15 protein-coding genes, 1 tRNA gene and 1 rRNA gene are annotated in these 25,931 nt (G+C 71.2%); 13 read left to right on the forward strand and 4 right to left on the reverse strand.

Going from position 1 to position 25,931, the window contains the following annotated elements; genetic code table 11:
• From rrf to ABT085_RS08815, 3 genes are all read left to right on the forward strand, one after another.
• A 5S ribosomal RNA gene (gene rrf, locus ABT085_RS08805) occupies positions 1-95 on the forward strand; the annotation flags it as partial.
• 114 nt (positions 96-209) lie between these two features.
• Positions 210-872, forward strand: coding sequence for a DegT/DnrJ/EryC1/StrS family aminotransferase (locus tag ABT085_RS08810; protein ID WP_351603764.1), 663 nt, complete (start codon positions 210-212; stop codon positions 870-872).
• 75 nt (positions 873-947) lie between these two features.
• Positions 948-1,023: transfer RNA gene (locus ABT085_RS08815), tRNA-Thr, on the forward strand.
• Positions 1,024-1,078: 55 nt separating this feature from the next.
• On the opposite strand, the gene ABT085_RS08820 is transcribed toward ABT085_RS08815, so the two are convergent.
• Positions 1,079-3,838 carry a SpoIIE family protein phosphatase gene (locus tag ABT085_RS08820; RefSeq protein ID WP_351603704.1) on the reverse strand — a complete coding sequence of 920 codons (2,760 nt, stop codon included), beginning with the start codon at positions 3,836-3,838 and terminating at the stop codon, positions 1,079-1,081.
• Between the two features lie 380 nt (positions 3,839-4,218).
• Between ABT085_RS08820 and ABT085_RS08825 the strand changes: the two genes are divergently transcribed.
• The 10 genes from ABT085_RS08825 to ABT085_RS08870 all read left to right on the forward strand — a co-directional run bounded on the left by ABT085_RS08825 (position 4,219) and on the right by ABT085_RS08870 (position 19,206).
• A complete protein-coding gene (locus tag ABT085_RS08825) occupies positions 4,219-9,690 on the forward strand; it encodes a HAMP domain-containing protein (protein WP_351603706.1) in 5,472 nt (1,823 codons plus the stop codon).
• Between the two features lie 321 nt (positions 9,691-10,011).
• Positions 10,012-10,692, forward strand: a complete 681-nt coding sequence (locus ABT085_RS08830) for a response regulator (protein WP_152893342.1) — start codon at positions 10,012-10,014, stop codon at positions 10,690-10,692.
• Between the two features lie 124 nt (positions 10,693-10,816).
• Positions 10,817-13,534, forward strand: coding sequence for a DNA translocase FtsK (locus ABT085_RS08835; RefSeq protein WP_351603708.1), 2,718 nt, complete (start codon positions 10,817-10,819; stop codon positions 13,532-13,534).
• Between the two features lie 269 nt (positions 13,535-13,803).
• Positions 13,804-14,643: a helix-turn-helix domain-containing protein gene (locus ABT085_RS08840; protein ID WP_351603710.1), complete on the forward strand. Its 840-nt coding sequence runs from the start codon at positions 13,804-13,806 to the stop codon at positions 14,641-14,643.
• A 91-nt stretch (positions 14,644-14,734) separates the two neighbouring features.
• Positions 14,735-16,210 (forward strand): 30S ribosomal protein S12 methylthiotransferase RimO, encoded by a 1,476-nt coding sequence (gene rimO, locus ABT085_RS08845; protein ID WP_351603715.1) that lies wholly within the window; start codon positions 14,735-14,737, stop codon positions 16,208-16,210.
• Positions 16,207-17,052, forward strand: a complete 846-nt coding sequence (pgsA, locus tag ABT085_RS08850) for a CDP-diacylglycerol--glycerol-3-phosphate 3-phosphatidyltransferase (RefSeq protein WP_351603717.1) — start codon at positions 16,207-16,209, stop codon at positions 17,050-17,052. Before rimO ends, pgsA begins: the two co-directional genes overlap by 4 nt.
• On the forward strand, positions 17,049-17,594 hold the full coding sequence (locus ABT085_RS08855; RefSeq protein WP_351603719.1) for a CinA family protein: 546 nt from the start codon (positions 17,049-17,051) through the stop codon (positions 17,592-17,594). Before pgsA ends, ABT085_RS08855 begins: the two co-directional genes overlap by 4 nt.
• A gap of 109 nt (positions 17,595-17,703) precedes the next feature.
• The gene (locus tag ABT085_RS08860) at positions 17,704-18,084 is read left to right on the forward strand and encodes a helix-turn-helix domain-containing protein (protein ID WP_351603721.1); all 381 of its coding nucleotides are present in this window, start codon (positions 17,704-17,706) and stop codon (positions 18,082-18,084) included.
• Between the two features lie 238 nt (positions 18,085-18,322).
• Positions 18,323-18,793, forward strand: coding sequence for a Dps family protein (locus ABT085_RS08865; protein ID WP_351603723.1), 471 nt, complete (start codon positions 18,323-18,325; stop codon positions 18,791-18,793).
• Between the two features lie 128 nt (positions 18,794-18,921).
• A complete protein-coding gene (locus ABT085_RS08870) occupies positions 18,922-19,206 on the forward strand; it encodes a hypothetical protein (RefSeq protein WP_351603725.1) in 285 nt (94 codons plus the stop codon).
• Here the strand turns inward: ABT085_RS08870 and ABT085_RS08875 are convergent.
• The 3 genes from ABT085_RS08875 to ABT085_RS08885 form a co-directional block, all read right to left on the reverse strand.
• The gene (locus tag ABT085_RS08875) at positions 19,154-19,918 is read right to left on the reverse strand and encodes an SDR family NAD(P)-dependent oxidoreductase (protein ID WP_351603727.1); all 765 of its coding nucleotides are present in this window, start codon (positions 19,916-19,918) and stop codon (positions 19,154-19,156) included. The two genes, ABT085_RS08870 and ABT085_RS08875, sit on opposite strands and share 53 nt — an antisense overlap.
• 32 nt (positions 19,919-19,950) lie before the next feature.
• Positions 19,951-20,793 (reverse strand): Fpg/Nei family DNA glycosylase, encoded by an 843-nt coding sequence (locus ABT085_RS08880; RefSeq protein ID WP_351603729.1) that lies wholly within the window; start codon positions 20,791-20,793, stop codon positions 19,951-19,953.
• A gap of 104 nt (positions 20,794-20,897) precedes the next feature.
• Positions 20,898-25,829, reverse strand: coding sequence for an ATP-dependent helicase (locus ABT085_RS08885; RefSeq protein WP_351603731.1), 4,932 nt, complete (start codon positions 25,827-25,829; stop codon positions 20,898-20,900).
• Positions 25,830-25,931: the final 102 nt, after the last annotated feature.

The raw sequence follows: 25,931 nt of genomic DNA on the forward strand, positions 1-25,931 counted from the left end.
AAACGCCCGGTTACATTCCGAACCCGGAAGCTAAGCCTCACAGCGCCGATGGTACTGCAGGGGGGACCCTGTGGGAGAGTAGGACGCCGCCGAACAATCATTCAAAGGGTTGGTCCCTGAACTTCTGTTCAGGGACCAACCCTTTTTTGTTGGTCGACACTTGACGTTCACATTCCGCTACGAGCATCGACGGCATGGGTACTGCCGCAATACTCAGGGCCGCCGGTGTCGGAATCGGTGACGAGGTCATCGTGCCGGCTTTCGGGAACATGGAGGTCGCCGAGGCGGCGACCCTGGCCGGTGCGCTCCCGGTGTTCGCCGACATAGATCCGGTCACCTACTGCCTCGACGTGTCGGCTGTCGAAGCCTCCGTGACCTCGCGGACGGCGGCCGTCGTGGCCGTACACCGCTTCGGCCGACCGGCCGACGTCGCCCGTCTCCACGCACTCGGACAGCGGCACGGACTGCTCGTACTGCAGCAGGGGGAGTCCGAGGCGCCGTACGACGAGGTCGCCCAGCGCCGGCAGCGTGCCGCGTACCTCGACGGGAAGCTGCGCGGGGTGCGCACGCCCGACGGGGGTGACGGACACACCTACCAGCAGTACGTCGTCCGGGTCCCCGGGAACGGGCGGCCCGACCGTGACGCCTTTGCACGCGCCCTGCGCGGCAGGGGAGTTGACTGCCGGGTGCCGGTGAAGACACCGGTGCACCGGCTGCCCGAGTTCCGGCGCTGCGTGTCCCTGCCGGAGACCGAACTGGCCGCCGACGAGACGCTCGCGCTGCCCGTGGAAGCGTCCCTGACGAAGCGGGACATGCAGCGGATCGTGGCCGCGTGCAATGCGCTCGGAGGATTGCTCCAGCCCGCCTTCTGAGCGAGTTGGGAGCACGGGTCTGTTCGGGGTATGCTCTATTTCGTTGCCGCGAGGGAAACCTCGAAAACGCAACTGGCCCCTATAGCTCAGTCGGCAGAGCGTCTCCATGGTAAGGAGAAGGTCAACGGTTCGATTCCGTTTGGGGGCTCCACCAGAAAGGCCCCGCCCATCGGGCGGGGCCTTTCTCATGTCCTGTTCCCTGCCGCCTAATCGTGCTGGAGGCCCGGGACCCGCATTGCGAGGATCGCCATGTCGTCCGACGGGGCGTCCGAAGCGAAACGCTCCACCGCGCGCATGATGCGCGCCGCGACCGCGCCGGCCGTCAGGCCCGTGCACGTCGTGAGGACGTCGGTGAGGCCGTCGTCGCCCAGCATGCGGGTGCCTTCGCGGCGTTCGGTGACCCCGTCCGTGACACACAGCAGGACGTCCCCCGGATCGAGGGTGACCGTCTGCTCGTACAGCTCCAGGTCCTCGATGACGCCGAGCAGCGGCTGGGGTTCGGCGGCTGCCTCGACCGTGCCGTCCTGGCGCAGCCGGAGCGGCAGCGGGTGACCGGCGCAGACCACCTTCAGTTCCGCGCTGCCGTCCGGCTGGGGGCGCATCTCGCCGTACAGGAGGGTCAGGAAGCGGCTGCGGGCGCCCTCGTCGAGGATCGCCGAGTTCAGGCGCTCCAGCACGGCCGGGCCGCTGAGGCCCTCGCGGGCCAGCAGTCGCAGCGCGTGCCGGGCGAGGCCCGTGACCGCCGCCGCGTTCGGTCCGGTACCGCAGACGTCGCCGATGGCGAAGCCGTAGGCGCCGTCGCTGATCGGGAACAGGTCGTAGAAGTCGCCGCCGACCTCGTTGCCCTCGCCGGCCGCGCGGTAGATGACCTCGACCTCGACGCCGTCGATGGTGGGCAGCTCGGGCGGCAGCAGGCTGCGCTGGAGCGACTGGCTGATCGCCGTGCGCTCCGAGTAGAGGCGGGCGTTGTCGAGGGCCAGGGCGGCGCGCCGGCTCAGGTCCTCGGCCAGTTCCAGGATCTCCTGGCGGAAGTGTTCGTCGGTCGGCTTGCCGAGCGTCAGCATGCCGATGACGCGGTTGCGGGCGACCAGCGGGAGGACCACCGTCTCACCGCCGACCGCGGCCGCCGTGGCCAGCGTCGGACCGATGCGCGAGGCGGCATGGTGGATCGGGGCGCCGCCGCTGAGCCCCAGGCTGCGCATGGAGCTGCGCAGGGCCGCCTGGTGGGCCACTTCACCCGGAGCCGTCCAGACGCGCGCGCCCGGGGTGGGGACCGGGTCCGGCGGGGCGATCTTGGACAGGAGCGACTTGATGCCGTCGATCAGCTCCTCGTCCTCGTGCAGCACATAGGACAGGTACGGCTCGGAGGCCTGGTCGGCGATCGTGTACACGGCGCACCAGGTGGCCAGGGTGGGCACCGTCATCTGGGCCATCAGGGCCAGGGTCTGGTCCCGGTCCAGGGTGCCGGCCAGCAGGTCGGAGGCCTCGACGAGGAAGCTCAGGGAGCCCCGGCGCAGGCGCTCCAGTTCGCCCAGGCGGGCCGACTCCACCGCGAGCGCGATGCGGTCCGCGGCGAACTGGAGGCGCAGCGCCTCCTCGTTGGAGTATCTGCCCGGGGCCTCGGCGGCCACCCCGAGGGAGCCGGTGAGCCGGCCTTCGACCTTCAGCGGGACCGTCACGACCGAGCGCATGCCGGTGGCGTTCAGCAGGGGCACGGCGCCGGGGACGGCCGCGAGGTCCTCGTGGACGGCGGGCATACGGGCCGAGCCGTAGCGGCCGGGGCCCGCCTCGACGGGGACCCGGGCGAAGCGCTGGCGCGCGGAGGGCAGTCCGGTCGAGGCGCGGACCTCCAACTCCGTTTCGTCGTCGGTGGCCAGGAGCAGGAAGGCCGAGTCGCCGTCGAGCATGTCGCGGGCGCGCTCCACCGTGCGCTGGAGGAGACCGTCGAGGTCGTCCGGGGCCGGGGAGCCGATGAACACCTCGAAGGGGTCGGCGCCCTGGATGTCGGAGGAGGAGCCCGCGTCGGAGGCCGGGACGCGCAACGGGGTCTGGAGGACGGCGCGTTCGTGGTCGCGGACGAGCAGGCAGACCGTGGACGGCTCGCCGCCGGTGTCGCGGACGCGCAGATGGGAGGCGTAGACCGGGATCACCCGGCCGCCCGCGGTGCGCAGGCCGTAACTGCCTTCCCAGCGCGAGAGTTGAAGGGCCTCCGCGATGCCGGTGCCCGTGCCGGGGGTGTGCGGCCAGGCGGCGAGATCGGTGAGGGGCTTGCCGGTGACCTGGTCCGCGGCGTAGCCGAAGAGTTCCTCGGCGTCCTCGTTCCAGGCGATGATCGCGCCGTTGCGGTCGATCTGGACGACGGCGACGCGGACCCGGCCGTCGGCGAGCGGGAGGAGGTGGGCGGGCAGCGAGGGGCCCGCGGAACGGGTGCCCACCGGGCGTGCGGGCAGGTCGAGTTGGAACCAGACGTTCTTGTGGGTCGGTGTGTACTCGACGCCCCACCGGCCCGCCAGGGCCGCGCACAGCTGAAGTCCGCGCCCGCCCTCGCGGTCGGGGCTGCCCATGTTGACGGCGGCGCCCTGGAGCGGGATCTCCCGCTCGGGGTAGCGGTCGGAGACCTCGATGCGTGCGCCGTCGTCGCTGCGCAGACACAGGACGTCCGCGGCCGTGCCCGCGTGGACCACGGCGTTGGTCACCAGTTCGCTGGTGAGGACCACCGCGTCGTCGACGATGTCGGCGAAGCCCCACCCCTGGAGGGTGTCGCGGACGAAGGAGCGGGCGGTTGCTACGGAGCGCCCGACGGGCTCGAAGCTGGCGGCCGCGCGCGCGGTGATCACAGAACTCCTCGGCCGGTCGTCTGCGTGCAGGGTTCCCGGGCCGACCGGAAGGCGCGGGGCCTGCGGGGCGAGGCCGTTCGTCGGCCGGGGTTCCGGGGTCGGTCCCCCGGGGATCAGTCCGGTGGTCATGTGTGCGGCCGCCCCTCCGATGCCCGCTGGTGCTCGTGCCACCGCCCAGGCCGGATGCGCCGGCACGGCTGGACAGCCGCATGCAAGGTTACTTACCTTCCCTGCCCGCGCGGATGCCGGTCGTCCGTGTTTCCGTCCGGAGGGTGTGCGGACGATGTGCGAAGCTGCCGAACTGTTATGGCCTGGTTCGGTGAGGGTGAAACACTGGGCAAGCTTCCGGTGAAGGAACCGGCAGGCTGAGTGGGTACTGCGGATGGTGGGCAGCAGCCCCTCGGGCGGTCTGACCGCATCGGGCACAAGCAGGCAGCATGACACCGGTACGCCGATCGGGAGTGCCGGGGCACAGAGCGGCAATGGTCGACCCTTGCGGGAGGGACACAGTGGAGTCTGGCGCACCTACGCGGGCCACGAAGGCGCGCGCGAAAGGCGGACAGTCCCCTAGTAGCAGCCGGGGCAAGGGGCGCAACGGCACCACCACGGTGGACACGGCTGCCCTGAACCGGTTGCTCGTCGCTCTGCTGGCCATGCGGGACGGGAACTTCCGCAAGCGGCTCACGGTGTCCGGGGACGGCGTGATGTCGGAGATCGCGGCGGTCTTCAACGAGGTCGCCGACCGCAATCTGCATCTCACGGGCGAGTTGTCGCGGGTGCGGCGCATGGTCGGACGTGAGGGAAAGCTCACCGAACGCCTGGAGACGGGGGCCTGCGAGGGTTCTTGGGCGACCGCGATCGACAACTCCAACGCGCTCGTGGACGATCTCGTACGGCCTGTCTCCGAGGTCAGCCGGGTGTTGTCGGGGGTGGCCGAGGGTGATCTGTCGCCGCGGATGGATCTGCGGACCCAGGGGCCGGACGGGCCGGGGCATCCGCTGCGCGGGGAGTTCCTGAAGGTCGGGCGTACGGTCAACAACCTGGTCGACCAGTTGTCGACGTTCACCGACGAGGTCACGCGGGTGGCCAGCGAGGTCGGTACGGAGGGCAAGCTGGGCGGTCAGGCCCAGGTGCGCGGCATGTCGGGTTCCTGGAAGGACCTCACGGACTCCGTCAACACGATGGCGTACCGGCTGACGGCCCAGGTGCGCGACATCGCCCTGGTGACGACGGCGGTCGCCAAGGGTGATCTGTCCCGCAAGGTCACGGTGCACGTGGCCGGCGAGATGCTGGAGCTGAAGAACACCGTCAACACGATGGTGGACCAGCTCTCCGCGTTCTCCTCCGAGGTGACGCGGGTGGCCCGCGAGGTGGGCACCGAGGGCATCCTGGGCGGTCAGGCCCAGGTGACCGGTGTCGACGGGGTGTGGAAGGAACTCACCGACTCGGTGAACACCATGGCCGGTAACCTCACGGCCCAGGTGCGGGGGATCGCGGAGGTGACCACCGCGGTCGCCAGCGGTGACCTGTCTCGGAAGGTGACCGTGCAGGCGCGCGGCGAGGTCGCCCAGCTCGCCGACACGATCAACCAGATGACCGAGACCCTGCGGGTGTTCGCGGACGAGGTCACGCGGGTGGCCAACGAGGTCGGTGGCGAGGGGCGGCTCGGCGGGCAGGCGAACGTGCCGGGGGCCGCGGGCACCTGGAAGGACCTGACGGACTCCGTCAACACCGTCTTCCGGAACCTGACCACGCAGGTGCGGGACATCGCCGCCGTGACGACGGCCGTGGCCAGCGGTGATCTGTCCCGCAAGGTCACGGTGGACGTGGCCGGCGAGATGCTGGAGCTGAAGAACACGGTCAACGGGATGGTGGACCAGCTGTCCGCCTTCGGCGCCGAGGTCACCCGCGTCGCCCGGGAGATCGGCAACGAGGGCGAGCTGGGCGGCCAGGCCCAGGTGCCCGGGGTCGCGGGCGACTGGAAGGACCTGACGGACTCCGTCAACACGGCGTTCCGCAACCTCACCGGGCAGGTGCGCAACATCGCCCAGGTGACGACGGCGGTCGCCAACGGTGATCTGTCCCAGAAGGTCACGGTGGACGTGGCCGGTGAGATGCTCCAGCTGAAGAACACCGTGAACACGATGGTGGACCAGCTGTCGTCGTTCGCCGACCAGGTCATCCAGATGGGCCGCGAGGTGGGTACGGAGGGCCGGCTCGGCGGTCAGGCCCAGGTGCCCGGGGTGTCCGGCACCTGGAAGGAACTCACCGACTCCGTCAACTCCATCACCGGCAATCTGACCGCCCAGGTGCGGCAGATCGCGCAGGTGACGACGGCGGTGGCGCGGGGTGATCTGTCGCAGAAGATCACCGTGGACGCGCGCGGCGAGATCCTGGAGCTGAAGATCACCATCAACACGATGGTGGACCAGCTGTCCGCGTTCGCCGACCAGGTGACCAAGGTGGCCCGCGAGGTGGGTACGGACGGGCGTCTCGGCGGTCAGGCGCAGGTGCCCGGTGTCGCCGGTGTGTGGCGGGACCTGACCGACTCGGTGAACGGCATGGCCGGCAACCTCACCGCCCAGGTGCGCAACATCGCGCAGGTCGCCACGGCGGTGGCGCGGGGTGATCTGTCGCAGAAGATCACCGTGGACGCGCGCGGCGAGATCCTGGAGCTGAAGAACACCCTGAACACGATGGTGGACCAGCTGTCGTCGTTCGCGGAGCAGGTGACGCGGGTGGCCCGCGAGGTGGGCACCGAGGGCATGCTGGGCGGTCAGGCGGAGGTGCAGGGGGTCGCGGGCACCTGGAAGGACCTCACCCAGTCCGTGAACTTCATGGCGAACAACCTGACCATCCAGGTCCGCAACATCGCCGAGGTCACGACGGCGGTCGCCAAGGGCGACCTGTCGAAGAAGATCACCGTCGACGCCAAGGGCGAGATCCTCGAACTCGTCACGACCGTCAACACGATGGTGGACCAGCTGTCGTCGTTCGCGGAGCAGGTGACGCGGGTGGCCCGTGAGGTGGGCACCGAGGGCATCCTCGGCGGCCAGGCGCACGTGCCGGGCGTCACGGGCATCTGGAAGGACCTCAGCGACAACGTCAACCTGATGGCCAAGAACCTGACCGTGCAGGTGCGCAACATCTCGCAGGTCGCGGCGGCCGTCGCCAACGGCGACCTGACGCGGACGGTGACGATCGACGCGAGCGGTGAGGTCGCCCAGCTCGCGGAGACCTTCAACACCATGGTGAAGACGCTGAGTTCGTTCGCCGAGCAGGTCACCAAGGTGGCCCGCGAGGTGGGCACGGACGGCATCCTCGGCGGCCAGGCGCACGTGCCCGGTGTGGCCGGCACCTGGAAGGACCTCACCGAGTCGGTGAACCAGATGGCGTCCAACCTGACCGGTCAGGTGCGCAACATCGCGATGGTGACGACCGCCATCGCCAAGGGTGACCTGACGAAGAAGATCGACATCGACGCGCGCGGTGAGATCCTGGAGCTGAAGACCACCATCAACACGATGGTCGACCAGCTGTCCTCGTTCGCCGAGGAGGTCACCCGGGTGGCCCGTGAGGTGGGCACGGAGGGCCAGCTGGGCGGCCAGGCACGCGTGCGTGACGTCGACGGCACCTGGCGCGACCTCACCGAGTCGGTGAACGAGATGGCCGGGAACCTGACCCGGCAGGTGCGCGCCATCGCGCGCGTGGCGGCCGCGGTGACCCGCGGCGACCTGAACCTGAAGATCGACGTGGACGCCTCCGGTGAGATCGAGGAGCTCCAGGGCTCGGTCAACAAGATGATCGCCAACCTGCGCGACACCACGATCGCCAACAAGGAGCAGGACTGGCTCAAGGGCAACCTGGCCCGTATCTCCGCGCTGATGCAGGGCCGCCGCGACCTGGAGGACGTCGCCTCGCTGATCATGAGCGAGCTGACCCCGGTGGTCTCCGCGCAGCACGGCGCGTTCTTCGTCGCGATGCCGCTGGTCGACGGCAAGGAGGTGGGTGGCGGCGCGGACGACCGGTACGAGCTGCGCATGCTGGGCTCGTACGGCTACTCGATGGGCTCCATGCCGAGCTCGTTCGGGCCGGGTGAGGCGCTGGTGGGCACGGCGGCCGAGGAGAAGCGCACGATCCTCGTGGAGAACGCGCCGAGCGGCTATCTGAAGATCGCGTCCGGGCTCGGCGAGGCGCCGCCCGCGCAGGTGATCGTGCTGCCGGTGCTCTTCGAGGGCAAGGTGCTCGGGATCATCGAGCTGGCGTCGTTCACGCCGTTCACGCAGATCCAGAAGGACTTCCTCAACCAGATCGCCGAGATGATCGCGACCAGCGTCAACACCATCTCGGTCAACACCAAGACGGAGCAGTTGCTGAAGCAGTCGCAGGAGCTCACCGAGCAACTGCGCGAGCGCTCCGTGGAGTTGGAGCAGCGGCAGAAGGCCCTTCAGGCGTCCAACGCCGAACTGGAGGAGAAGGCCGAGCTGCTGGCCCAGCAGAACCGTGACATCGAGGTGAAGAACACCGAGATCGAGGAGGCGCGGCAGGTCCTGGAGGAGCGCGCCGAGCAACTCGCCGTGTCGATGCGCTACAAGAGCGAGTTCCTGGCCAACATGTCGCACGAGCTGCGTACGCCGCTGAACTCGCTGCTGATCCTGGCCAAGCTGCTCGCCGACAACGCCGAGGGCAATCTCTCCCCGAAGCAGGTCGAGTTCGCCGAGACGATCCACGGGGCCGGGTCCGACCTGCTTCAGCTGATCAACGACATCCTGGACCTGTCGAAGGTCGAGGCGGGCAAGATGGACGTCTCCCCGACGCGCATCGCGCTGGTGCAGCTCGTCGACTATGTGGAGGCCACCTTCCGGCCGTTGACCGCGGAGAAGGGGCTCGATCTGTCCGTACGGGTGTCGCCCGAGCTGCCCGCCACCCTGCACACCGACGAGCAGCGGTTGCTCCAGGTGCTGCGCAACCTGCTGTCCAACGCGGTGAAGTTCACCGACTCCGGGTCGGTGGAGCTGGTGATCAGGCCGGCCGGGGCGGATGTTCCGGTGGCGATCCGGGAGCAGTTGCTGGAGGCCGGTTCGCTCGGCGCCCCGGATGCGCCGCTGATCGCGTTCTCGGTGACCGACACGGGGATCGGGATCGCGGCCGGCAAGATGCGGGTGATCTTCGAGGCGTTCAAGCAGGCGGACGGGACGACCAGCCGCAAGTACGGCGGTACGGGTCTCGGGCTGTCGATCTCGCGGGAGATCGCGCAGCTGCTCGGCGGCGAGATCCACGCGCAGAGCGAGCCGGGCCGGGGTTCGACCTTCACGTTGTACCTGCCGCTGCACCCGAGCGAGCTGCCCCCGCACGGCTACCAGCAGCCGGTGCCGACCCTGGAGGCGGGCGAGCTGGTGGCGTCCGAGGGCGATCTGTCCGTGTTCTCCGAGGCGGAGGTCGAGACGCCGGCCGAGGTGAAGTCGTACCGCGAGACGCAGAACGGTCCGGCCGCGCTCTTCCGGCGCCGTCGCCGGGGCGCGCCGGGGCTGGAGCAGGGCATCGGGCAGCCGGAGCAGTGGCAGACCGGGCAGGGGCCCGAGGAGCGGTCCGCGCAGGGCTTCCGGTTCGGGGGCGAGAAGGTGCTCATCGTCGACGACGACATCCGCAACGTGTTCGCGCTCACCAGCGTCCTGGAGCAGCACGGGCTGTCGGTGCTGTACGCCGAGAACGGGCGCGAGGGCATCGAGGTGCTGGAGCAGCACGACGACGTGGCGGTCGTTCTGATGGACATCATGATGCCCGAGATGGACGGGTATGCGACGACCACCGCGATCCGCAGGATGCCGCAGTTCTCCGGGCTGCCGATCATCGCGCTGACCGCGAAGGCGATGAAGGGCGACCGGGAGAAGGCGATCGAATCGGGCGCGTCCGACTATGTGACGAAGCCGGTCGATCCCGACCATCTGCTGGCCGTGATGGAGCAGTGGATGCGGCAGTAGTGGCGGTATCGGTCGGAGTTCGCACAGGGCTGGTGCGGATGTGGCGGGATCCTCGGGAGTTCACACGGAGTTGCTGACGCAGTGTGTCCGAAGCCGTGTAGAAGTACGGTATTCGGGGAACCTTCTGGTCTCCTGCTGCGTTTCTGCTACGTGCACAGTGACATCGCGGTGACAGGGTGTGGCGACGGGCGGGGTGCGGCTACCATGACCGGCACGAGGACGGGCGACGCAAGGGAGTCGTCCGCTGGGGCGGCACCAGGTGGTGCTTTCCCAAGTCCTGCGGACCGGGGAGGCCCCATGCCGGGGCGAGGAGGGCGGGCCATGGTGCAGAAGGCCAAGATCCTCCTGGTCGATGACCGGCCGGAGAATCTGCTGGCGCTGGAGGCGATCCTCTCTGCGCTCGATCAGACGCTGGTGCGGGCATCGTCCGGGGAGGAAGCGCTCAAGGCGCTGCTGACGGACGACTTCGCGGTCATTCTGCTGGACGTCCAGATGCCGGGAATGGACGGTTTCGAAACAGCCGCACACATCAAGCGACGGGAACGGACCCGGGACATCCCGATCATCTTCCTCACCGCGATCAACCACGGTCCCCATCACACCTTCCGCGGTTACGCGGCGGGCGCGGTGGACTACATCTCGAAGCCCTTCGATCCGTGGGTGCTGCGCGCGAAGGTGTCCGTTTTCGTCGAGCTGTACATGAAGAACTGCCAGCTGCGGGAGCAGGCGGCGCTGCTGCGGCTCCAGTTGGAGGGCGGCGGCAAGGCCGTGGCCGGCGGGGCGAAGGAGTCGCCCGGTCTGCTTGCGGAGCTCTCCGCGCGCCTCGCGGCCGTCGAGGAGCAGGCCGAGGCGCTGTCCAAGCAGCTCGACGACGACTCCGCCGACGCGGCGGCGGTGGCCACTGCGGCCCACCTCGAACGCAAGCTGACCGGGCTGCGCCGGGCCCTGGACGCCCTGGAGCCGGGTACCGGCGGCACGGCCCCGGTCCCGTCGCAGAACTGACGCGCGGTGAAGTCGCGGGTACGTGTGAACCCGCGTCAGTTCCGGGCCCCCACAAGGGCGACACGAACGGGTGAAGCATTGGCCACACGTGTCCGCTGTCGCCTCCACCGGTAACCTCACACCTATGGCCTCACGTTCCTCCGCAGCCAAGAAGCCGCCCGCGAAGAAGGCGGCCGCTTCAGCGAAGGCTCCGGCGAAGGCCGCTGCCAAGAAACCCCCGGCGAAGAAGGCACCTGCCAAGAAGGCCGCGGCGAAGAAGGCCGCGCCCCCCAAGCCGGCGCCCAGCCCCACCGGGGGCGTCTACCGGCTCGTCCGCGCCCTCTGGCTCGGCCTTGCGCACGCCGTCGGCGCGGTGTTCCGGGGCATAGGGCAGGGCGCGAAGAACCTCGACCCGGCGCACCGCAAGGACGGCGTGGCGCTGCTGCTGTTCGGTCTCGCGCTGATCGTCGCCGCCGGCACCTGGGCCGACCTGCGCGGCCCGGTCGGCGATCTCGTCGAGATCCTGGTGACCGGTGCCTTCGGCCGTCTCGACCTGCTCGTCCCGGTCCTGCTCGCGGCCATCGCCGTGCGCTTCGTAAGGCACCCCGAGAAGCCGGAGGCCAACGGCCGGATCGTGATCGGCCTGTCCGCGCTCGTCATCGGTGTGCTCGGCCAGGTCCACATCGCCTGCGGCTCGCCCGCCCGCAGCGACGGCATGCAGGCGATAAGGGACGCCGGCGGTCTCATCGGCTGGGGCGTGGCGACCCCGTTGACGTACGGCATGGGCGATGTGCTGGCCGTGCCGCTGCTCGTGCTGCTCACCGTCTTCGGGCTGCTCGTGGTCACGGCGACCCCGGTCAACGCCGTCCCGCAGCGGCTGCGGGCGCTCGCCGTACGGCTGGGCGTACTGCACGACCCCGCGGCGGACGACCTCACCGACGACGACGAGCGGTACGACGAGCAGTGGCGCGAGGGACTGCCCGCACGCTCCCGCAGACAGCCGGGCGCCGCCCGGCCGTACGACCCGGACGACGCGGAGCAGGAGGCGCTGTCCCGGCGCCGCGGCCGCCCCCGGCGCTCCGCGGTGCCGCAGCCGGACATGGGGCGCCAGCCGGACGCCGTGGACGTGGCCGCGGCCGCCGCGGCGGCGCTCGACGGCGCGGTGCTGCACGGTATGCCGCCCTCGCCGATCGTCGCCGACCTCACCCAGGGCGTCAGCGTCGCCGACCGCGAGCCGACCGCGCCGACGCCCGCCCCCACGCCCGTGCCGGCGGCGCGGCCCAAGCAGGAGCGGCTCCCGGTCGGCGCGGTCCCCGACCTGACCAAGGCGGCACCCGAACACCCGCGCGACCTGCCGCCGCGCGCCGAACAGCTCCAGCTGTCCGGGGACATCACCTATGCGCTGCCCTCGCTCGACCTGCTGGAGCGCGGCGGGCCCGGCAAGGCGCGCAGCGCCGCCAATGACGCCGTCGTCGCCTCGCTGACGAACGTCTTCACCGAGTTCAAGGTGGACGCGGCCGTCACCGGGTTCACCCGTGGGCCGACGGTCACGCGCTACGAGGTCGAGCTCGGCCCCGCCGTGAAGGTCGAGCGCATCACCGCGCTCACCAAGAACATCGCGTACGCCGTCGCCAGTCCGGACGTGCGGATCATCAGCCCGATCCCCGGCAAGTCGGCGGTCGGCATCGAGATCCCGAACACCGACCGGGAGATGGTCAACCTCGGGGACGTGCTGCGCCTCGCGGACGCCGCCGAGGACGACCACCCGATGCTGGTGGCGCTCGGCAAGGACGTCGAGGGCGGCTATGTGATGGCCAACCTCGCGAAGATGCCGCACATCCTGGTGGCCGGAGCCACCGGTTCCGGCAAGTCCTCGTGCATCAACTGCCTCATCACCTCGGTCATGGTCCGGGCGACCCCCGAGGACGTCCGGATGGTCCTCGTCGACCCCAAGCGCGTGGAGCTGACCGCGTACGAGGGAATTCCGCACCTGATCACGCCGATCATCACCAACCCCAAGCGGGCCGCCGAGGCGTTGCAGTGGGTGGTGCGGGAGATGGACCTGCGCTACGACGACCTCGCGGCGTTCGGGTTCCGGCACATCGACGACTTCAACGAGGCCATCAGGAACGGCAAGGTGAAGCTGCCCGAGGGCAGCGAGCGCGAGCTCAGCCCGTACCCGTACCTGCTGGTCATCGTCGACGAGCTCGCCGACCTGATGATGGTCGCGCCGCGGGACGTCGAGGACGCGATCGTGCGCATCACCCAGTTGGCCCGCGCGGCCGGCATCCACCTGGTGCTGGCGACCCAGCGGCCGTCCGTCGACGTGGTCACCGGCCTGATCAAGGCGAACGTGCCGTCGCGGCTCGCGTTCGCCACCTCCTCGCTCGCCGACAGCCGGGTCATCCTCGACCAGCCGGGCGCCGAGAAGCTGATCGGCAAGGGCGACGGGCTGTTCCTGCCGATGGGGGCCAACAAACCCACCCGTATGCAGGGCGCGTTCGTGACCGAGGACGAGGTCGCGGCCATCGTCCGGCACTGCAAGGATCAGATGACCCCGGTCTTCCGGGAAGACGTCGTGGTCGGCACCAAACAGAAGAAGGAGATCGACGAGGACATCGGCGACGACCTGGACCTGCTGTGCCAGGCGGCCGAACTGGTGGTATCCACCCAGTTCGGGTCGACGTCCATGCTCCAGCGCAAGCTCCGGGTCGGCTTCGCCAAGGCCGGGCGGCTGATGGACCTGATGGAGTCCCGTGGCGTGGTCGGACCCAGCGAGGGGTCCAAGGCACGTGACGTACTGGTGAAGCCGGACGAACTCGACGGCGTGCTCGCGGTGATCCGCGGTGATTCTGAAGGATAATAGGGACACCGGCGCGCGTCGGCAGGTCGGCAGCGGGCTCCGTACCGCAGGATGATGTTGGATCGTGACCCATCCGTAAGCGATCAACGGCAACCGTTTCCCCCCGGCATACGTCAACTTGGAGGAAGCGCAAAGCCGCTGCCGAACCGTCGGGACGACCGGCCATTCCGATGGCGTACAAAGTCCTGCCGCCCGGTTGCCCCACCCTTTCGTACCACCCCTAGACTGAACTTCCAGCACAGGTGGCTACTCGCTCGAAAGGCGCCCCCGTGTCCATCGGCAACTCCCCTGAAGACGAGCGTCCGTTCGAGGACGATCGTGAGGATGCCCACCTTTCCATCGGCCGCACTCTGCAGCAGGCGCGCATCGCCGCCGGGCTGACCGTAGACGACGTCAGTACCGCCACCCGGGTGCGTATCGCCATCGTGCACGCCATCGAGGCGGACGACTTCGCCCCGTGCGGCGGCGACGTCTACGCCCGCGGTCACCTCAGGACCCTGGCCAAGGCCGTCCACCTCGACCCCGAGCCCCTGCTGGCCCAGTTCTCCGCCGAGCGTGGTGGCCGCCCGGCACCCACCCCGGCCGCACCCCTGTTCGAGGCGGAGCGCATCCGTCCCGAGCGGCGCGGACCCAACTGGACCGCGGCCATGGTCGCCGCCATCGTCGCGGTGGTCGGCTTCGTCGGCTTCACCGCCTTCAAGGGCGGCGACGGCGACAGCCGGGACCAGATCGCCGAAGGCTCCACGCCCACGACGAGCACCACCGCCTCCGCCACGCCGAAGAAGGACAGCAAGCCCGTCGACCCCAAGCCGGAGCCGTCCGACAGCGCCATCGCGGCCGCCCCGCAGGACAAGGTGACCGTCCAGGTCAGCGCCGCCGACGGCCGCAGCTGGATCTCCGCCAAGGACCACAACGGCCGGCTGCTCTTCGACGGACTGCTCAAGCAGGGCGAGTCCAAGACCTTCCAGGACTCCTCGAAGATCAACCTGGTGCTCGGCGACGCCGGCGCCATCCAGCTCTACGTCAACGGCAAGAAGATCGAGGACGACTTCCAGCAGGGCGCCGTGGAGCGTCTGACGTACACGAAGGGCGACCCGCAGGTCGGGTGACCCTGTGAACACGTGAACCGGTACGGGGTTGGCCAAGATCGGCCAACCCCGTCGACGTGGGGTGTCAGCGGGACGAAGTAGTCTTGAGCCCATGCCTGAACGCCGTACCGTCGCACTCGTCACCCTTGGCTGCGCCCGTAACGAGGTGGACTCGGAGGAGCTCGCAGGCCGCTTGGAGGCGGACGGCTGGGACCTCGTGGAGGACGCCGCGAACGCGGACGTCGCCGTCGTCAACACCTGCGGCTTCGTCGACGCCGCCAAGAAGGACTCCGTGGACGCCCTCCTGGAGGCCAACGATCTCAAGGGCCGGGGCAGAACCCAGGCCGTCGTGGCGGTCGGCTGCATGGCCGAGCGGTACGGCAAGGAGCTCGCCGAGGCCCTCCCCGAGGCCGACGGAGTGCTCGGTTTCGACGACTACACCGACATCTCCGACCGCCTCCAGACCATCCTGTCCGGCGGCATCCACGCCGCCCACACCCCGCGCGACCGGCGCAAGCTGCTGCCGATCAGCCCGGCCGAGCGGCAGGACGCGGGCGCCGAGGTGGCCCTCCCCGGGCACGGCGCCCCCACGGACCTCCCCGAGGGCGTGGCCCCGGTCTCCGGGCCCCGGGCGCCCCTGCGCCGCCGTCTGGACGGCTCCCCGGTCGCCTCCGTGAAGCTCGCCTCCGGCTGCGACCGGCGCTGCTCCTTCTGCGCCATCCCGTCCTTCCGCGGCTCCTTCATCTCGCGCCGCCCGAGCGACGTGCTGAACGAGACGCGCTGGCTGGCCGAGCAGGGCGTGAAGGAGATCATGCTGGTCTCCGAGAACAACACCTCGTACGGCAAGGACCTGGGCGACATCCGGCTGCTGGAGTCGCTGCTGCCCGAGCTCGCCGACGTCGACGGCATCGAGAGGGTGCGGGTCAGCTACCTCCAGCCCGCCGAGATGCGGCCCGGCCTGATCGACGTGCTGACCTCGACCCCCAAGGTCGTGCCCTACTTCGATCTCTCCTTCCAGCACTCGGCACCCGCGGTGCTGCGCTCGATGCGCCGCTTCGGCGACACCGACCGCTTCCTGGAGCTGCTCGACACCATCCGCGGCAAGGCCCCGGAGGCCGGCGTGCGCTCCAACTTCATCGTGGGCTTCCCGGGCGAGTCCGAGTCCGACCTGGCCGAGCTGGAGCGTTTCCTCAACGGCGCGCGGCTCGATGCCATCGGCGTCTTCGGGTACTCCGACGAGGAGGGCACCGAGGCGGCGACCTACGACAACAAGCTCGACGAGGACGTCGTCGCCGAGCGGCTGGCCCGGATCTCCCGGCTGGCCGAGGAACTCGTCTCGCAGCGGGCCGAGGAGCGCCTGGGCGAGACCGTGCGGGTCCTGGTGGAGTCGGTGGACTCGGAGGACGGCGCGTACGGCCGCGGGGCGCACCAGGCCCCGGAGACCGACGGACAGGTGCTGCTCACCAGCGGCGCCGGACTGAGCGTCGGCCGTATCGTCGAGGCGAAGGTGGTCGGTACGGAGGGTGTCGACCTCGTGGCCGAGCCGCTCGTCGGCTCGCCCGCGTGTCCTGAGGAGGCGGGCAGATGACGGGTGTCCCGGCAGCAGCGGCGGGCGGCCCCGCGAAGGCGCGCACGGTGAACGAGCCGTCCGGCAAGGGCGCCGCGTCGGCGACCGGGTCGGGAGCCGGCCGCGCATCCGGCGCGGGCCGCGGCTCTGCCGCCGCTCGCGAGTCCGGTGCGGTCCGCGACTCCGTCGCCGGCCGCGAGTCCGGTGCCGCGCAGGGAGAGCACGAAAACGGGAAGTCGGCACGGCGCGAGAAGCTGACGGCCGCGGCCGTCAACCAGGCCAGCGTCTGGAACATCGCCAATCTGCTGACCATGCTCCGGCTGATCCTGGTGCCCGGCTTCGTGGCCCTGCTGCTCGCCGACGGCGGATACGACCCCGCGTGGCGCTCGCTCGCCTGGGCGGCCTTCGCCATCGCGATGATCACCGACCTGTTCGACGGTCATCTGGCCCGCACCTACAACCTCGTCACCGACTTCGGGAAGATCGCCGACCCCATCGCCGACAAGGCGATCATGGGCGCGGCGCTGATCTGTCTCTCCTGGCTGGGCGACCTGCCCTGGTGGGTGACCGGAGTCATCCTCGGCCGGGAGCTCGGCGTCACGCTGATCCGTTTCCTCGTCATCCGGTACGGCGTCATCCCGGCGAGCCGGGGCGGCAAGCTCAAGACGCTCGCCCAGGGCATCGCCGTCGGGATGTACGTCCTGGCACTGACGGGTTGGCTGGCCACCGCGAGGTTCTGGGTGATGGCGGTGGCGGTCGTCCTGACCGTGGTCACCGGACTCGACTACGTGAGACAGGCCATCGTGCTGCGCAGGCAGGGAATCGCCGAGCGCAAAGCCGCGTCGGAGGAGGCGGGGGCGTGAGTTCCGCGGCCGCCGACCTGGTGCGACTACTCACGGTGAAGGGCGAGACGGTCGCCGTCGCCGAGTCGCTCACCGGCGGTCTGGTCGCGGCGGAGATCACCGCGGTCTCCGGGGCCTCCAAGGTGTTCCGGGGGTCGGTGACCGCGTACGCCACCGACCTCAAGCACGCGCTGCTGGGAGTCGACCCCACTCTGCTGGCCGAGCGCGGGGCGGTGGATCCGCAGGTCGCGGCAGAGATGGCGGCGGGAGTCCGCAAGGCGCTGGGTGCCGACTGGGGCCTCGCGACCACCGGCGTGGCCGGCCCCGAACCGCAGGACGGCCAACCGGTCGGGACGGTCTTCGTGGCCCTGGACGGCCCTCCCGCGGCGCATTCCGGTTCTGCCGGCGGCGGAAAAGTGATGGCGCTGCGGTTGAACGGCGACCGCGCGGAAATCCGTATGGAGAGTGTACGGAGCGTACTCGCACTGTTCCTGAGGGAGCTCGCGAGCGAACAGACCGGGAACGAGCGGGCACAGGATACGGAACAGAACGGGGGGTTTTGATGTTTGCAGCCCTGAGTGAACACGACATCGCTCCCCGCACGGCCGCGGCGCAAGGCGGTACGGTGGGGCGTGAAGGATGCGGCTACGCGGTCCGAGGAGGGAGCCACCGATGATTCTGCTCCGTCGCCTGCTGGGTGACGTGCTGCGTCGGCAGCGCCAACGCCAGGGCCGTACTCTGCGCGAAGTCTCCTCGTCCGCCCGAGTCTCACTCGGCTATCTCTCCGAGGTGGAGCGGGGGCAGAAGGAGGCATCCTCCGAGCTGCTCTCCGCCATCTGCGACGCGCTGGACGTACGGATGTCCGAGCTCATGCGGGAAGTGAGCGACGAGCTCGCTCTCGCCGAGCTGGCCCAGTCCGCTGCGGCCACTCCCAGCCAGCCCGTGCCCACCCCGGTGCGCGCCATGCTGGGTTCCGTTTCGGTGACCGGCGTGCCACCGGAACGTGTGACCATCAAGGCACCCGCCGAAGCGGTGGACGTGGTCGCCGCGTGACACCCACCACCGTGGGTGTGTGAACCGACGCACATTCGTCAAGCCCCGGCCGGGGCTTCTCCGGACAGACCTTCCGGAGGGGCGCTGCCGGGGCTTTCGCGTTCCCCCGTGCCGGCTCCCCGCCTCCTCCGCGCCTTTCCGGGTGCGCTTCCCGTGCCCCTTTCGGGTCCGTTTGCCGGTGTCCGGCGGGGCGGTCATGGTGGAGGGACATGGCCGGACCAGCCCGCGGAGGAGATGCATGAACGTCGTGAAGAGCCCGTTGTCCGACAAGGACCTGAAGACGGTGTCCGAGGCGCTCCAGGGCGCGCTCGTCGACCTGGTGGACCTGTCGCTCGTGGCGAAGCAGGTCCACTGGAACGTCGTCGGCGCCCGCTTCCGGTCCATCCATCTTCAGCTCGACGAAGTCGTCGACAGTGCGCGCCTGCACTCCGACACCGTCGCGGAACGGGCCTCGGCGCTCGGGGTGTCACCCGACGGACGGGCCGCCACGGTGGCAGGCGGCAGCGGAATCGGCACCGTGCCCGAGGGCTGGATCAAGGACACGGACGCCGTACGCACGCTCGTGGCGGCGCTGGGCGCGGTGATCACACGGATGCGGGAGCGGGTGGCCGCCACCGGCGACGCCGATCCGGTCAGCCAGGACATCTTCATCTCGGTCACGGCGGATCTGGAGAAGCACCACTGGATGTTCCAGGCCGAGAACGTCTGACAGACACCGACAGGCGAGGTGCGCCTGTGTGCTGTCGGTGCGCCCTCCCGGTGTCGAGGGCGGCGTTCTAGCGTCGTCCCGTCGGGGCCGGTGGGTCTGCGGCGTCGGGCTGGAGGTGGTGGCGGACCATGGCAGGGCGGATACGGGCGGTGCGCTGGGGGGCGGCTCTCGGACTCGGGGCGCTGTGGTGGTGGGCCGTGCTGCGGCTCGCGCTCGCGCCGGACTCGGGTGCGCTGGAGGGCACGGTCGTGGTCGGGGGCTGGGGGCTGAGCCTGCTGCCGGTCCACTGCATGCCCAAGGCGGGGGCGCCCGGTGCGCTCGGGGCGGGACGCTGGATCCGGGCCTGGCGGGGCGCTCCGGTCACCACGGCATCGCCACTCCGCCGTTCGGACGCAGAATCTGGCCCGTCGTGAAGGACGACGCGTCGGAGGCCAGATGGAGCACGGCATGGGCGACGTCCTCGGGCGCGCCGACCCGGCCCAGCGGTGACATCCGGCACATCAGCGCCTCGGTGTGGGCCTGCGCCGCGGCGTCGTGGCGGTCGGTCATGGGCGTGCGGATCCAGCCCGGGGCGACCGCGTTGACGCGTATGCCGTGCCCGCCCAGCTCGGTCGCCAGCGTCTTCGTCAGCTGTACGACGGCCGCCTTGGCCGCGCCGTAGCAGAGCAGACCGGCACCGCCCGTGTCGACGGCACCCGAGGCCATCGTGATGATGCTGCCGCGGATGCCCTGCGCGAGCATCAGACGGGCCGCCTCCTGGCAGGCGTACAGCACCCCCTTGAAGTTGACGTCCAGCACCCGGTCCAGGTCCTCGTCCCGGGTCTCCAGGACCGGACTGCTGTGCATGATGCCGGCGATCGCGGCCATGACGTCCAGACGGCCGCAGGACTCCACGGCCCGCTGGAGCCGCTCGCGGTCGGTGACGTCGAGATGATGGACGTGGGCGGTGCCGCCACCCTCCTTGATCAGCGTCGCCGTCTCGTGCAGGCCCTGCGCGTCCCGGTCGGCGCCGTGCACGACGGCGCCCGCCTCGGCGAGCAGAACGGCGGCGGCACGGCCGATGCCGCCCGCGGCGCCGGTGACGAATGCGGTGCGTCCGGTGAGGTCGTACGCCTTGACGGGCATGAGGGGACGGTACGAGCGGATCTGACGGGTCGTCAATTGGTAGGGCGGGACCGGAATCCGCGGGAGGCCGGGGCGCCCGGTGCCGGGGCGGGTCCCGGCTGGCAGGCGGGACACCAGTAGGTGGGGCGCTCACGGGAGCCGTCGCCCTGGTCGGCCGCGCGGATCGGGGTACGGCAGCGCAGACAGGGGCGGTGTGCCCGGCCGTACACGAACAGCTCCTGGCCGCGTCGGCCTGTGGTGCTGCGGACCGGGCGGTCGCGGTTGGCTTCCAGAAGCCTCTTGGCGAGCGCGGGGAGTTGAGCCGCGCGGTCGGCGGGCAGGGCGCCGACGGGGAGCCACGGGGTCACACCGAGCAGGAAGCAGAGCTCGCTCTTGTAGACGTTGCCGATGCCGGCGAGATTGCGCTGGTCGAGCAGGGCCTCGCCGAGGGCGCGGGCGGGGTCCGTGCGGAGGTTGACCAGGGCCCGCTCGGGGTCCCAGTCCGGGCCCAGCAGGTCGGGGCCCAGGTGGCCGACGGCGCGGTGCTCGTCGGCGGTGCGCAGGAGTTCGAGCACCGGGAGGCGGTAGCCGACGGCCGTGTGCTCGGTGGTTCCCAGGATCGCCCGGATCTGGTGGGCCGGACCGCCGGTCCAGCGCGCCCCCGGGCGGTAGATCTTCCAGGAGCCGTCCATCCGCAGATGCGAGTGCAGGGTCAGGCCGCCCTCGATACGCGTGAGGAGGTGCTTGCCCCGCGGGGTGACGTCCAGGACGGTGCGGCCCGTGAGGTCGGCCGTGGCGTACTTCGGCACCCGCAGGTCGGATCGGATCAGTACCCGGCCCGCGAGGGCGATGTGCAGACGCCTCGCGGCCTGCCAGACCGTGTCACCTTCGGGCATGGGTCAAGGGTGGCACGGGGGAGGCTGTGCGGGGTGCGGGGTGCGGGGTGCGGGGTGCGGGGAGGGGTGGTGGCCGGACGGGGTCGGATGGGTTCGGGGCCGGCTCAGGCCCGTAGCCGCAGGCCCCGGGGGGTGGCGATGAAGCCCGCTTCTTCCAGCAGGGTGCCGATGGGCGAGGTCAGGGCCGAGGCGCCGTTGACGCGTTCCACGGTGACCGTGCCGAGGGAACCCGCTCGGGCGGCAGCGGCGAGCGCCTGTGCCGCCTCCCGCAGGCGGGGGTCCTCGGTGGCGTCGCCGTCGGGATCCTCGGGCCAGGCCAGCAGGGTCTTGCCGCCGCGCTCCATGTAGATCGCAGGCTCGCCGTCGACCAGCACCACCAGGGAGCCCGCCTTGCGGCCGGGCTTGTGCCCGGCGCCGCTCGGGGGCTCCGGCCAGGAGAGGGCGGCGCCGTAGGCGTTCGCGGGGTCGGCGGCCGCCAGGACCACGGCCCGGGAGCCGGGGGCGGGAGCGGGACGGGCACGGTGGCCGGGGAAGACGGATCCGGCGCCGTACGGGACGCCGGAGCCACCTCGGGGACCGCCCGCGCCGGGCGGCGCGAAGCCGCGCGGCGGGACGCGGACACCGGGCCCGGCGAAGGCGTCCGGCGCGGCGAGGCCGCCGAAGTCCGCTGTGCCGAAGTCCGGGAAGTCGAGGGCGTCGGCGTCCGAGGAGGTGAAGCCGTCGGCCGGGTGGCCGGGTGTGCCGTGGCCGTCGGGGAAGCCGGGGGCGGACGCCTGGTCCGACGGGTTCTCGCCGCGTTCACGGGCGTTGGCCACCGCGCGCAGGCGGTCCACCGCGCCGTCCATCGCGAACTGGGCCGCGCCGAGCCCCTCGACGACATAACCGCGCCGTGCCTGACCGCTGTCCTCGAAGGCGGACAGAACGCGGTAGACCGCGGAGAACCCGCCCTCGACGCCCTCCGCGGCGACCGCGCCCCGGGTCACCACCCCGTGCCGGTCGAGGAGGGTGCGGGCCAGCGCGTGGGCCCGCACCGTGGAGTCCGGTTCGCGTTGCGGGAGCAGCGACCAGCGGCCCGCGACGGTCGGCGGTCCGCCGCGGGAGGCGGGGCGGGCCGCCGCCGTCAGCGAGCCGTAGCGCCCGCGCGGCACGGTGCGTCTGGCGCGGTGCGCGGTGGAGCCCGCGGTGCGTCCCGAGCCGAGGAGGGAGCGCATGGGCGCGAGCGTGTCGTTCGTGAGCCGGCCGGACCAGGCCAGATCCCAGATCGCGTCGGCGAGTTGGGGGTCCGTGGCGTCGGGGTGGGTGGTGGCGCGGACCTGGTCGGCGATCTGACGGAAGAACAGTCCGTAGCCCCCGGAGAGGGCGTCCAGCACTGACTGGTGGAGCGCCGTCGGTTCCAGCGGGTGGGGCGGGGGCAGCAGCAGCGGGGCCGCGTCCGCCAGATACAGGGAGATCCAGCCGTCCTTGCCGGGCAGTGCTCCCGCTCCGGCCCACACCACCTCGCCCGCGGAGGTGAGTTCGTCGAGCAGCGCGGGGGTGTAGTGCGCGACACGGGACGGCAGGATCAGCTTCTCCAGCGCGGACGCGGGAACCGACGCGCCCTGCAACTGCTCCACCGCGCGTACCAGTCCGTCGATGCCGCGCAGCCCGTGCCCCTGGCCGATGTGCTGCCACTGGGGGAGGAACTGGGCCAGCGCCGGCGGGCTCACCGGCTCCAGCTCGTGCCGCAGCGCCGCCAGCGAGCGGCGGCGCAGCCGGCGCAGGACGGTTGCGTCGCACCACTCCTGGCCGATCCCGGCGGGATGGAACTCGCCCTGCACGACCCGCCCGGAGGCCGCCAGCCGCTGGAGGGCGCCCTCGGAGACCGCGACGCCCAGGCCGAAGCGGGCCGCCACCGTGACGGAGGTGAACGGGCCGTGTGTGCGGGCGTAGCGGGCGAGGAGGTCGCCGAGGGGGTCCTTGACCGGCTCGGTGAACGCTTCGGGGACACCGACCGGAAGCGCCGTGCCCAGGGCGTCGCGCAGCCGGCCCGCGTCCTCGATCGCCGCCCAGTGGTCCGCTCCGGCGACGCGGACCCGGATCGCGCGGCGGGCGGCGGCCAGCTCCGGCGCCCACTGCGGTTCGGCGCCACGCTCGGCCAGTTCGGCGTCGGTGAGCGGCCCGAGCAGACGCAGCAGGTCCGCGACGCCCTCAACGTCCTTGACCCGCCGGTCCTCGGTGCGCCACTGGAGCTCGCGCTCCAGCTCGCCCAGCACCTCGGCGTCGAGCAGCTCCCGCAGCTCCGCCTGGCCGAGCAGCTCGGCCAGCAGCCGAGAGTCCAGCGAGAGCGCGGCCGCGCGGCGCTCGGCGAGCGGTGAGTCGCCCTCGTAGAGGAACTGGGCGACGTAGCCGAACAGGAGGGAGCGGGCGAAGGGGGACGGCTCCGGGGTGGTGACCTCGACCAGGCGCACCTTCCGGGACTCCAGGTCGCCCATCAGCTCGACCAGGCCGGGGACGTCGAAGACGTCCTGGAGGCATTCGCGGACCGCCTCCAGCACGATCGGGAACGAGCCGAACTCGCTCGCCACCTCCAGCAGTTGGGCGGCGCGCTGGCGCTGCTGCCAGAGCGGGGTGCGCTTTCCCGGGTTGCGGCGCGGCAGCAGCAGCGCACGCGCCGCGCACTCGCGGAAGCGCGACGCGAACAGGGCCGAACCACCCACCTGGTCGGTGACGACCCGGTCGACCTCGCCCTTGTCGAAGACGACGTCCGCCGCGCCGACCGGGGCCTGGTCGGCGTCGTACTCCGTGCCCGCCTTCATCGGTGCCTGGTCGAGCAGGTCAAGGCCCATCAGGTCGGCGTCGGGAAGGCGCAGCACGATGCCGTCGTCGGCGTGCATGACCTGGGCGTCCATGCCGTACCGCTCGGCGAGGCGGGCGCCGAGGGCGAGCGCCCACGGGGCGTGGACCTGGGCGCCGAAGGGGGAGTGCACGACGACCCGCCAGTCGCCGAGCTCGTCACGGAAGCGCTCCACGACGATCGTGCGGTCGTCCGGCACATGGCCGCAGGCCTCGCGCTGCTCGTCCAGGTAGGACAGCACGTTGTCCGCGGCCCAGGCGTCCAGCCCCGCGGTGAGCAGGCGCAGCCGGGCGTCCTGCTTCGGCAGCGAGCCGACCTCGCGCAGGAACGCGCCCAGCGCGCGGCCCAGTTCGAGCGGCCGGCCCAGCTGGTCGCCCTTCCAGAAGGGCAGTCGGCCCGGTACCCCGGGCGCGGGGGAGACCAGGACCCGGTCGCGGGTGATGTCCTCGATGCGCCAGGAACTGGTGCCCAGCGTGAAGACGTCCCCCACCCGGGACTCGTAGACCATCTCCTCGTCCAGTTCGCCGACCCGGCCCCCGCCCTTCTTCGGGTCGGCGCCGGCCAGGAACACGCCGAACAGGCCGCGGTCGGGGATCGTGCCCCCGGAGGTGACGGCGAGGCGCTGCGCACCCGGGCGGCCGGTGATCGTGCCCGCGACGCGGTCCCACACCACGCGCGGGCGCAGTTCCGCGAAGGCGTCGGACGGGTAGCGGCCGGCGAGCATGTCGAGGACCGCGGTGAACGCCGACTCCGGCAGCGAGGCGAAGGGGGCGGCGCGGCGGACCGCGGCGAGCAGGTCGTCGACCTGCCAGGTGTCCATGGACGTCATGGCGACCACCTGCTGGGCCAGCACGTCCAGGGGGTTGGCGGGGACCTTCAGGGACTCGATGGCGCCCACGCGCATCCGCTCGGTGACCACGGCGGCCTGGACCAGGTCACCGCGGTACTTCGGGAACACCACACCGGTGGAGACGGCGCCCACCTGGTGTCCCGCGCGGCCGACGCGCTGGAGGCCGGAGGCGACGGACGGCGGTGACTCGACCTGGACGACCAGGTCGACGGCGCCCATGTCGATGCCGAGTTCGAGACTGGAGGTGGCGACCACGGCCGGCAGCCGGCCCGCCTTCAGGTCCTCCTCGACGAGGGCGCGCTGTTCCTTGGACACCGAGCCGTGATGGGCGCGCGCGATGACCGGCGGGGCACCCTGGGCCGCTCCCGAGCCGCCCATGAGTTCGGCGGGCGCGTGGTGTTCGGCGAGGGGCTCGCCGGTGGCCCGCTCGTACGCGATCTCGTTGAGCCGGTTGCACAGCCGCTCCGCGAGGCGGCGGGAGTTGGCGAAGACGATCGTGGACCGGTGGGACTGGACGAGGTCGGCGATCCGCTCCTCCACGTGCGGCCAGATCGAAGGACGCTCCTTGCCCTCCGAGCCGTCGGCGACCGGAGAGCCGCCCAGCTCCGCCAGGTCCTCGACCGGGACGACGACCGAGAGGTTGAACTCCTTGCCGGACTTCGGCTGGACGATCTCCGCCTTGCGGCGGGGCGAGAGGTAGCGCGCGACCTCGTCGACCGGGCGGACGGTCGCCGAGAGGCCGATCCGGCGGGCCGGCCTCGGCAGGATCTCGTCCAGCCGCTCCAGGGAGAGCGCCAGGTGCGCGCCCCGCTTGGTGCCCGCCACCGCGTGCACCTCGTCGAGGATCACCGTCTCGATGCCGGTCAGCGCGTCGCGGGTGGCCGACGTCAGCATCAGGAAGAGGGATTCCGGGGTGGTGATCAGGATGTCCGGCGGGCGGGTGGCCAGTGCGCGGCGCTCGGCGGGCGGGGTGTCGCCGGAGCGGATGCCGACCTTCACCTCGGGCTCGGGCAGGCCCAGGCGCACGGATTCCTGGCGGATACCGGTCAGCGGGCTGCGCAGGTTGCGCTCGACGTCGACCGCGAGCGCCTTCAGCGGGGAGACGTACAGCACCCGGCAGCGCTTGCGGGGGTCGGCCGGGGGCGGGGTGGAGGCGAGCTGGTCCAGGGCGGCGAGAAACGCGGCCAGCGTCTTTCCCGAGCCGGTCGGGGCGACCACCAGCACGTCCGAACCCTCGCGGATGGCCTGCCACGCGCCCGCCTGGGCCGCGGTGGGCGCGGAGAACGCCCCCGTGAACCAGCCGCGGGTCGCGGGGGAGAAGCCGTCGAGGGCTCGGTGTGCGGAGCTGACCATGCGTCCATCCTGCACCCGGCCACTGACAATCGCCCTGACCTGCGCGAATGCTGGCACTTCGCGGACCCGGCGATCGCCGTGCGACCGGCCGTGGCGGAGAAT

The sequence above is a fragment of the Streptomyces sp. NPDC002265 genome (genome assembly GCF_040296125.1).
In the GTDB taxonomy this organism is placed as follows: Bacteria; Actinomycetota; Actinomycetes; order Streptomycetales; family Streptomycetaceae; genus Streptomyces.

Bases quoted from the DNA above. Each gene is read 5' to 3' on its own strand.
- ABT085_RS08820 (WP_351603704.1), bottom strand. From the start codon at position 3,838: ATGACCACCGGACTGATCCCCGGGGGACCGACCCCGGAACCCCGGCCG.
- ABT085_RS08830 (WP_152893342.1), top strand. From the start codon at position 10,012: ATGGTGCAGAAGGCCAAGATCCTCCTGGTCGATGACCGGCCGGAGAAT.
- ABT085_RS08835 (WP_351603708.1), top strand. From the start codon at position 10,817: ATGGCCTCACGTTCCTCCGCAGCCAAGAAGCCGCCCGCGAAGAAGGCG.
- rimO (WP_351603715.1), top strand. From the start codon at position 14,735: ATGCCTGAACGCCGTACCGTCGCACTCGTCACCCTTGGCTGCGCCCGT.
- pgsA (WP_351603717.1), top strand. From the start codon at position 16,207: ATGACGGGTGTCCCGGCAGCAGCGGCGGGCGGCCCCGCGAAGGCGCGC.
- ABT085_RS08860 (WP_351603721.1), top strand. From the start codon at position 17,704: ATGATTCTGCTCCGTCGCCTGCTGGGTGACGTGCTGCGTCGGCAGCGC.
- ABT085_RS08865 (WP_351603723.1), top strand. From the start codon at position 18,323: ATGAACGTCGTGAAGAGCCCGTTGTCCGACAAGGACCTGAAGACGGTG.
- ABT085_RS08870 (WP_351603725.1), top strand. From the start codon at position 18,922: ATGGCAGGGCGGATACGGGCGGTGCGCTGGGGGGCGGCTCTCGGACTC.
- ABT085_RS08875 (WP_351603727.1), bottom strand. From the start codon at position 19,918: ATGCCCGTCAAGGCGTACGACCTCACCGGACGCACCGCATTCGTCACC.
- ABT085_RS08880 (WP_351603729.1), bottom strand. From the start codon at position 20,793: ATGCCCGAAGGTGACACGGTCTGGCAGGCCGCGAGGCGTCTGCACATC.
- ABT085_RS08885 (WP_351603731.1), bottom strand. From the start codon at position 25,829: ATGGTCAGCTCCGCACACCGAGCCCTCGACGGCTTCTCCCCCGCGACC.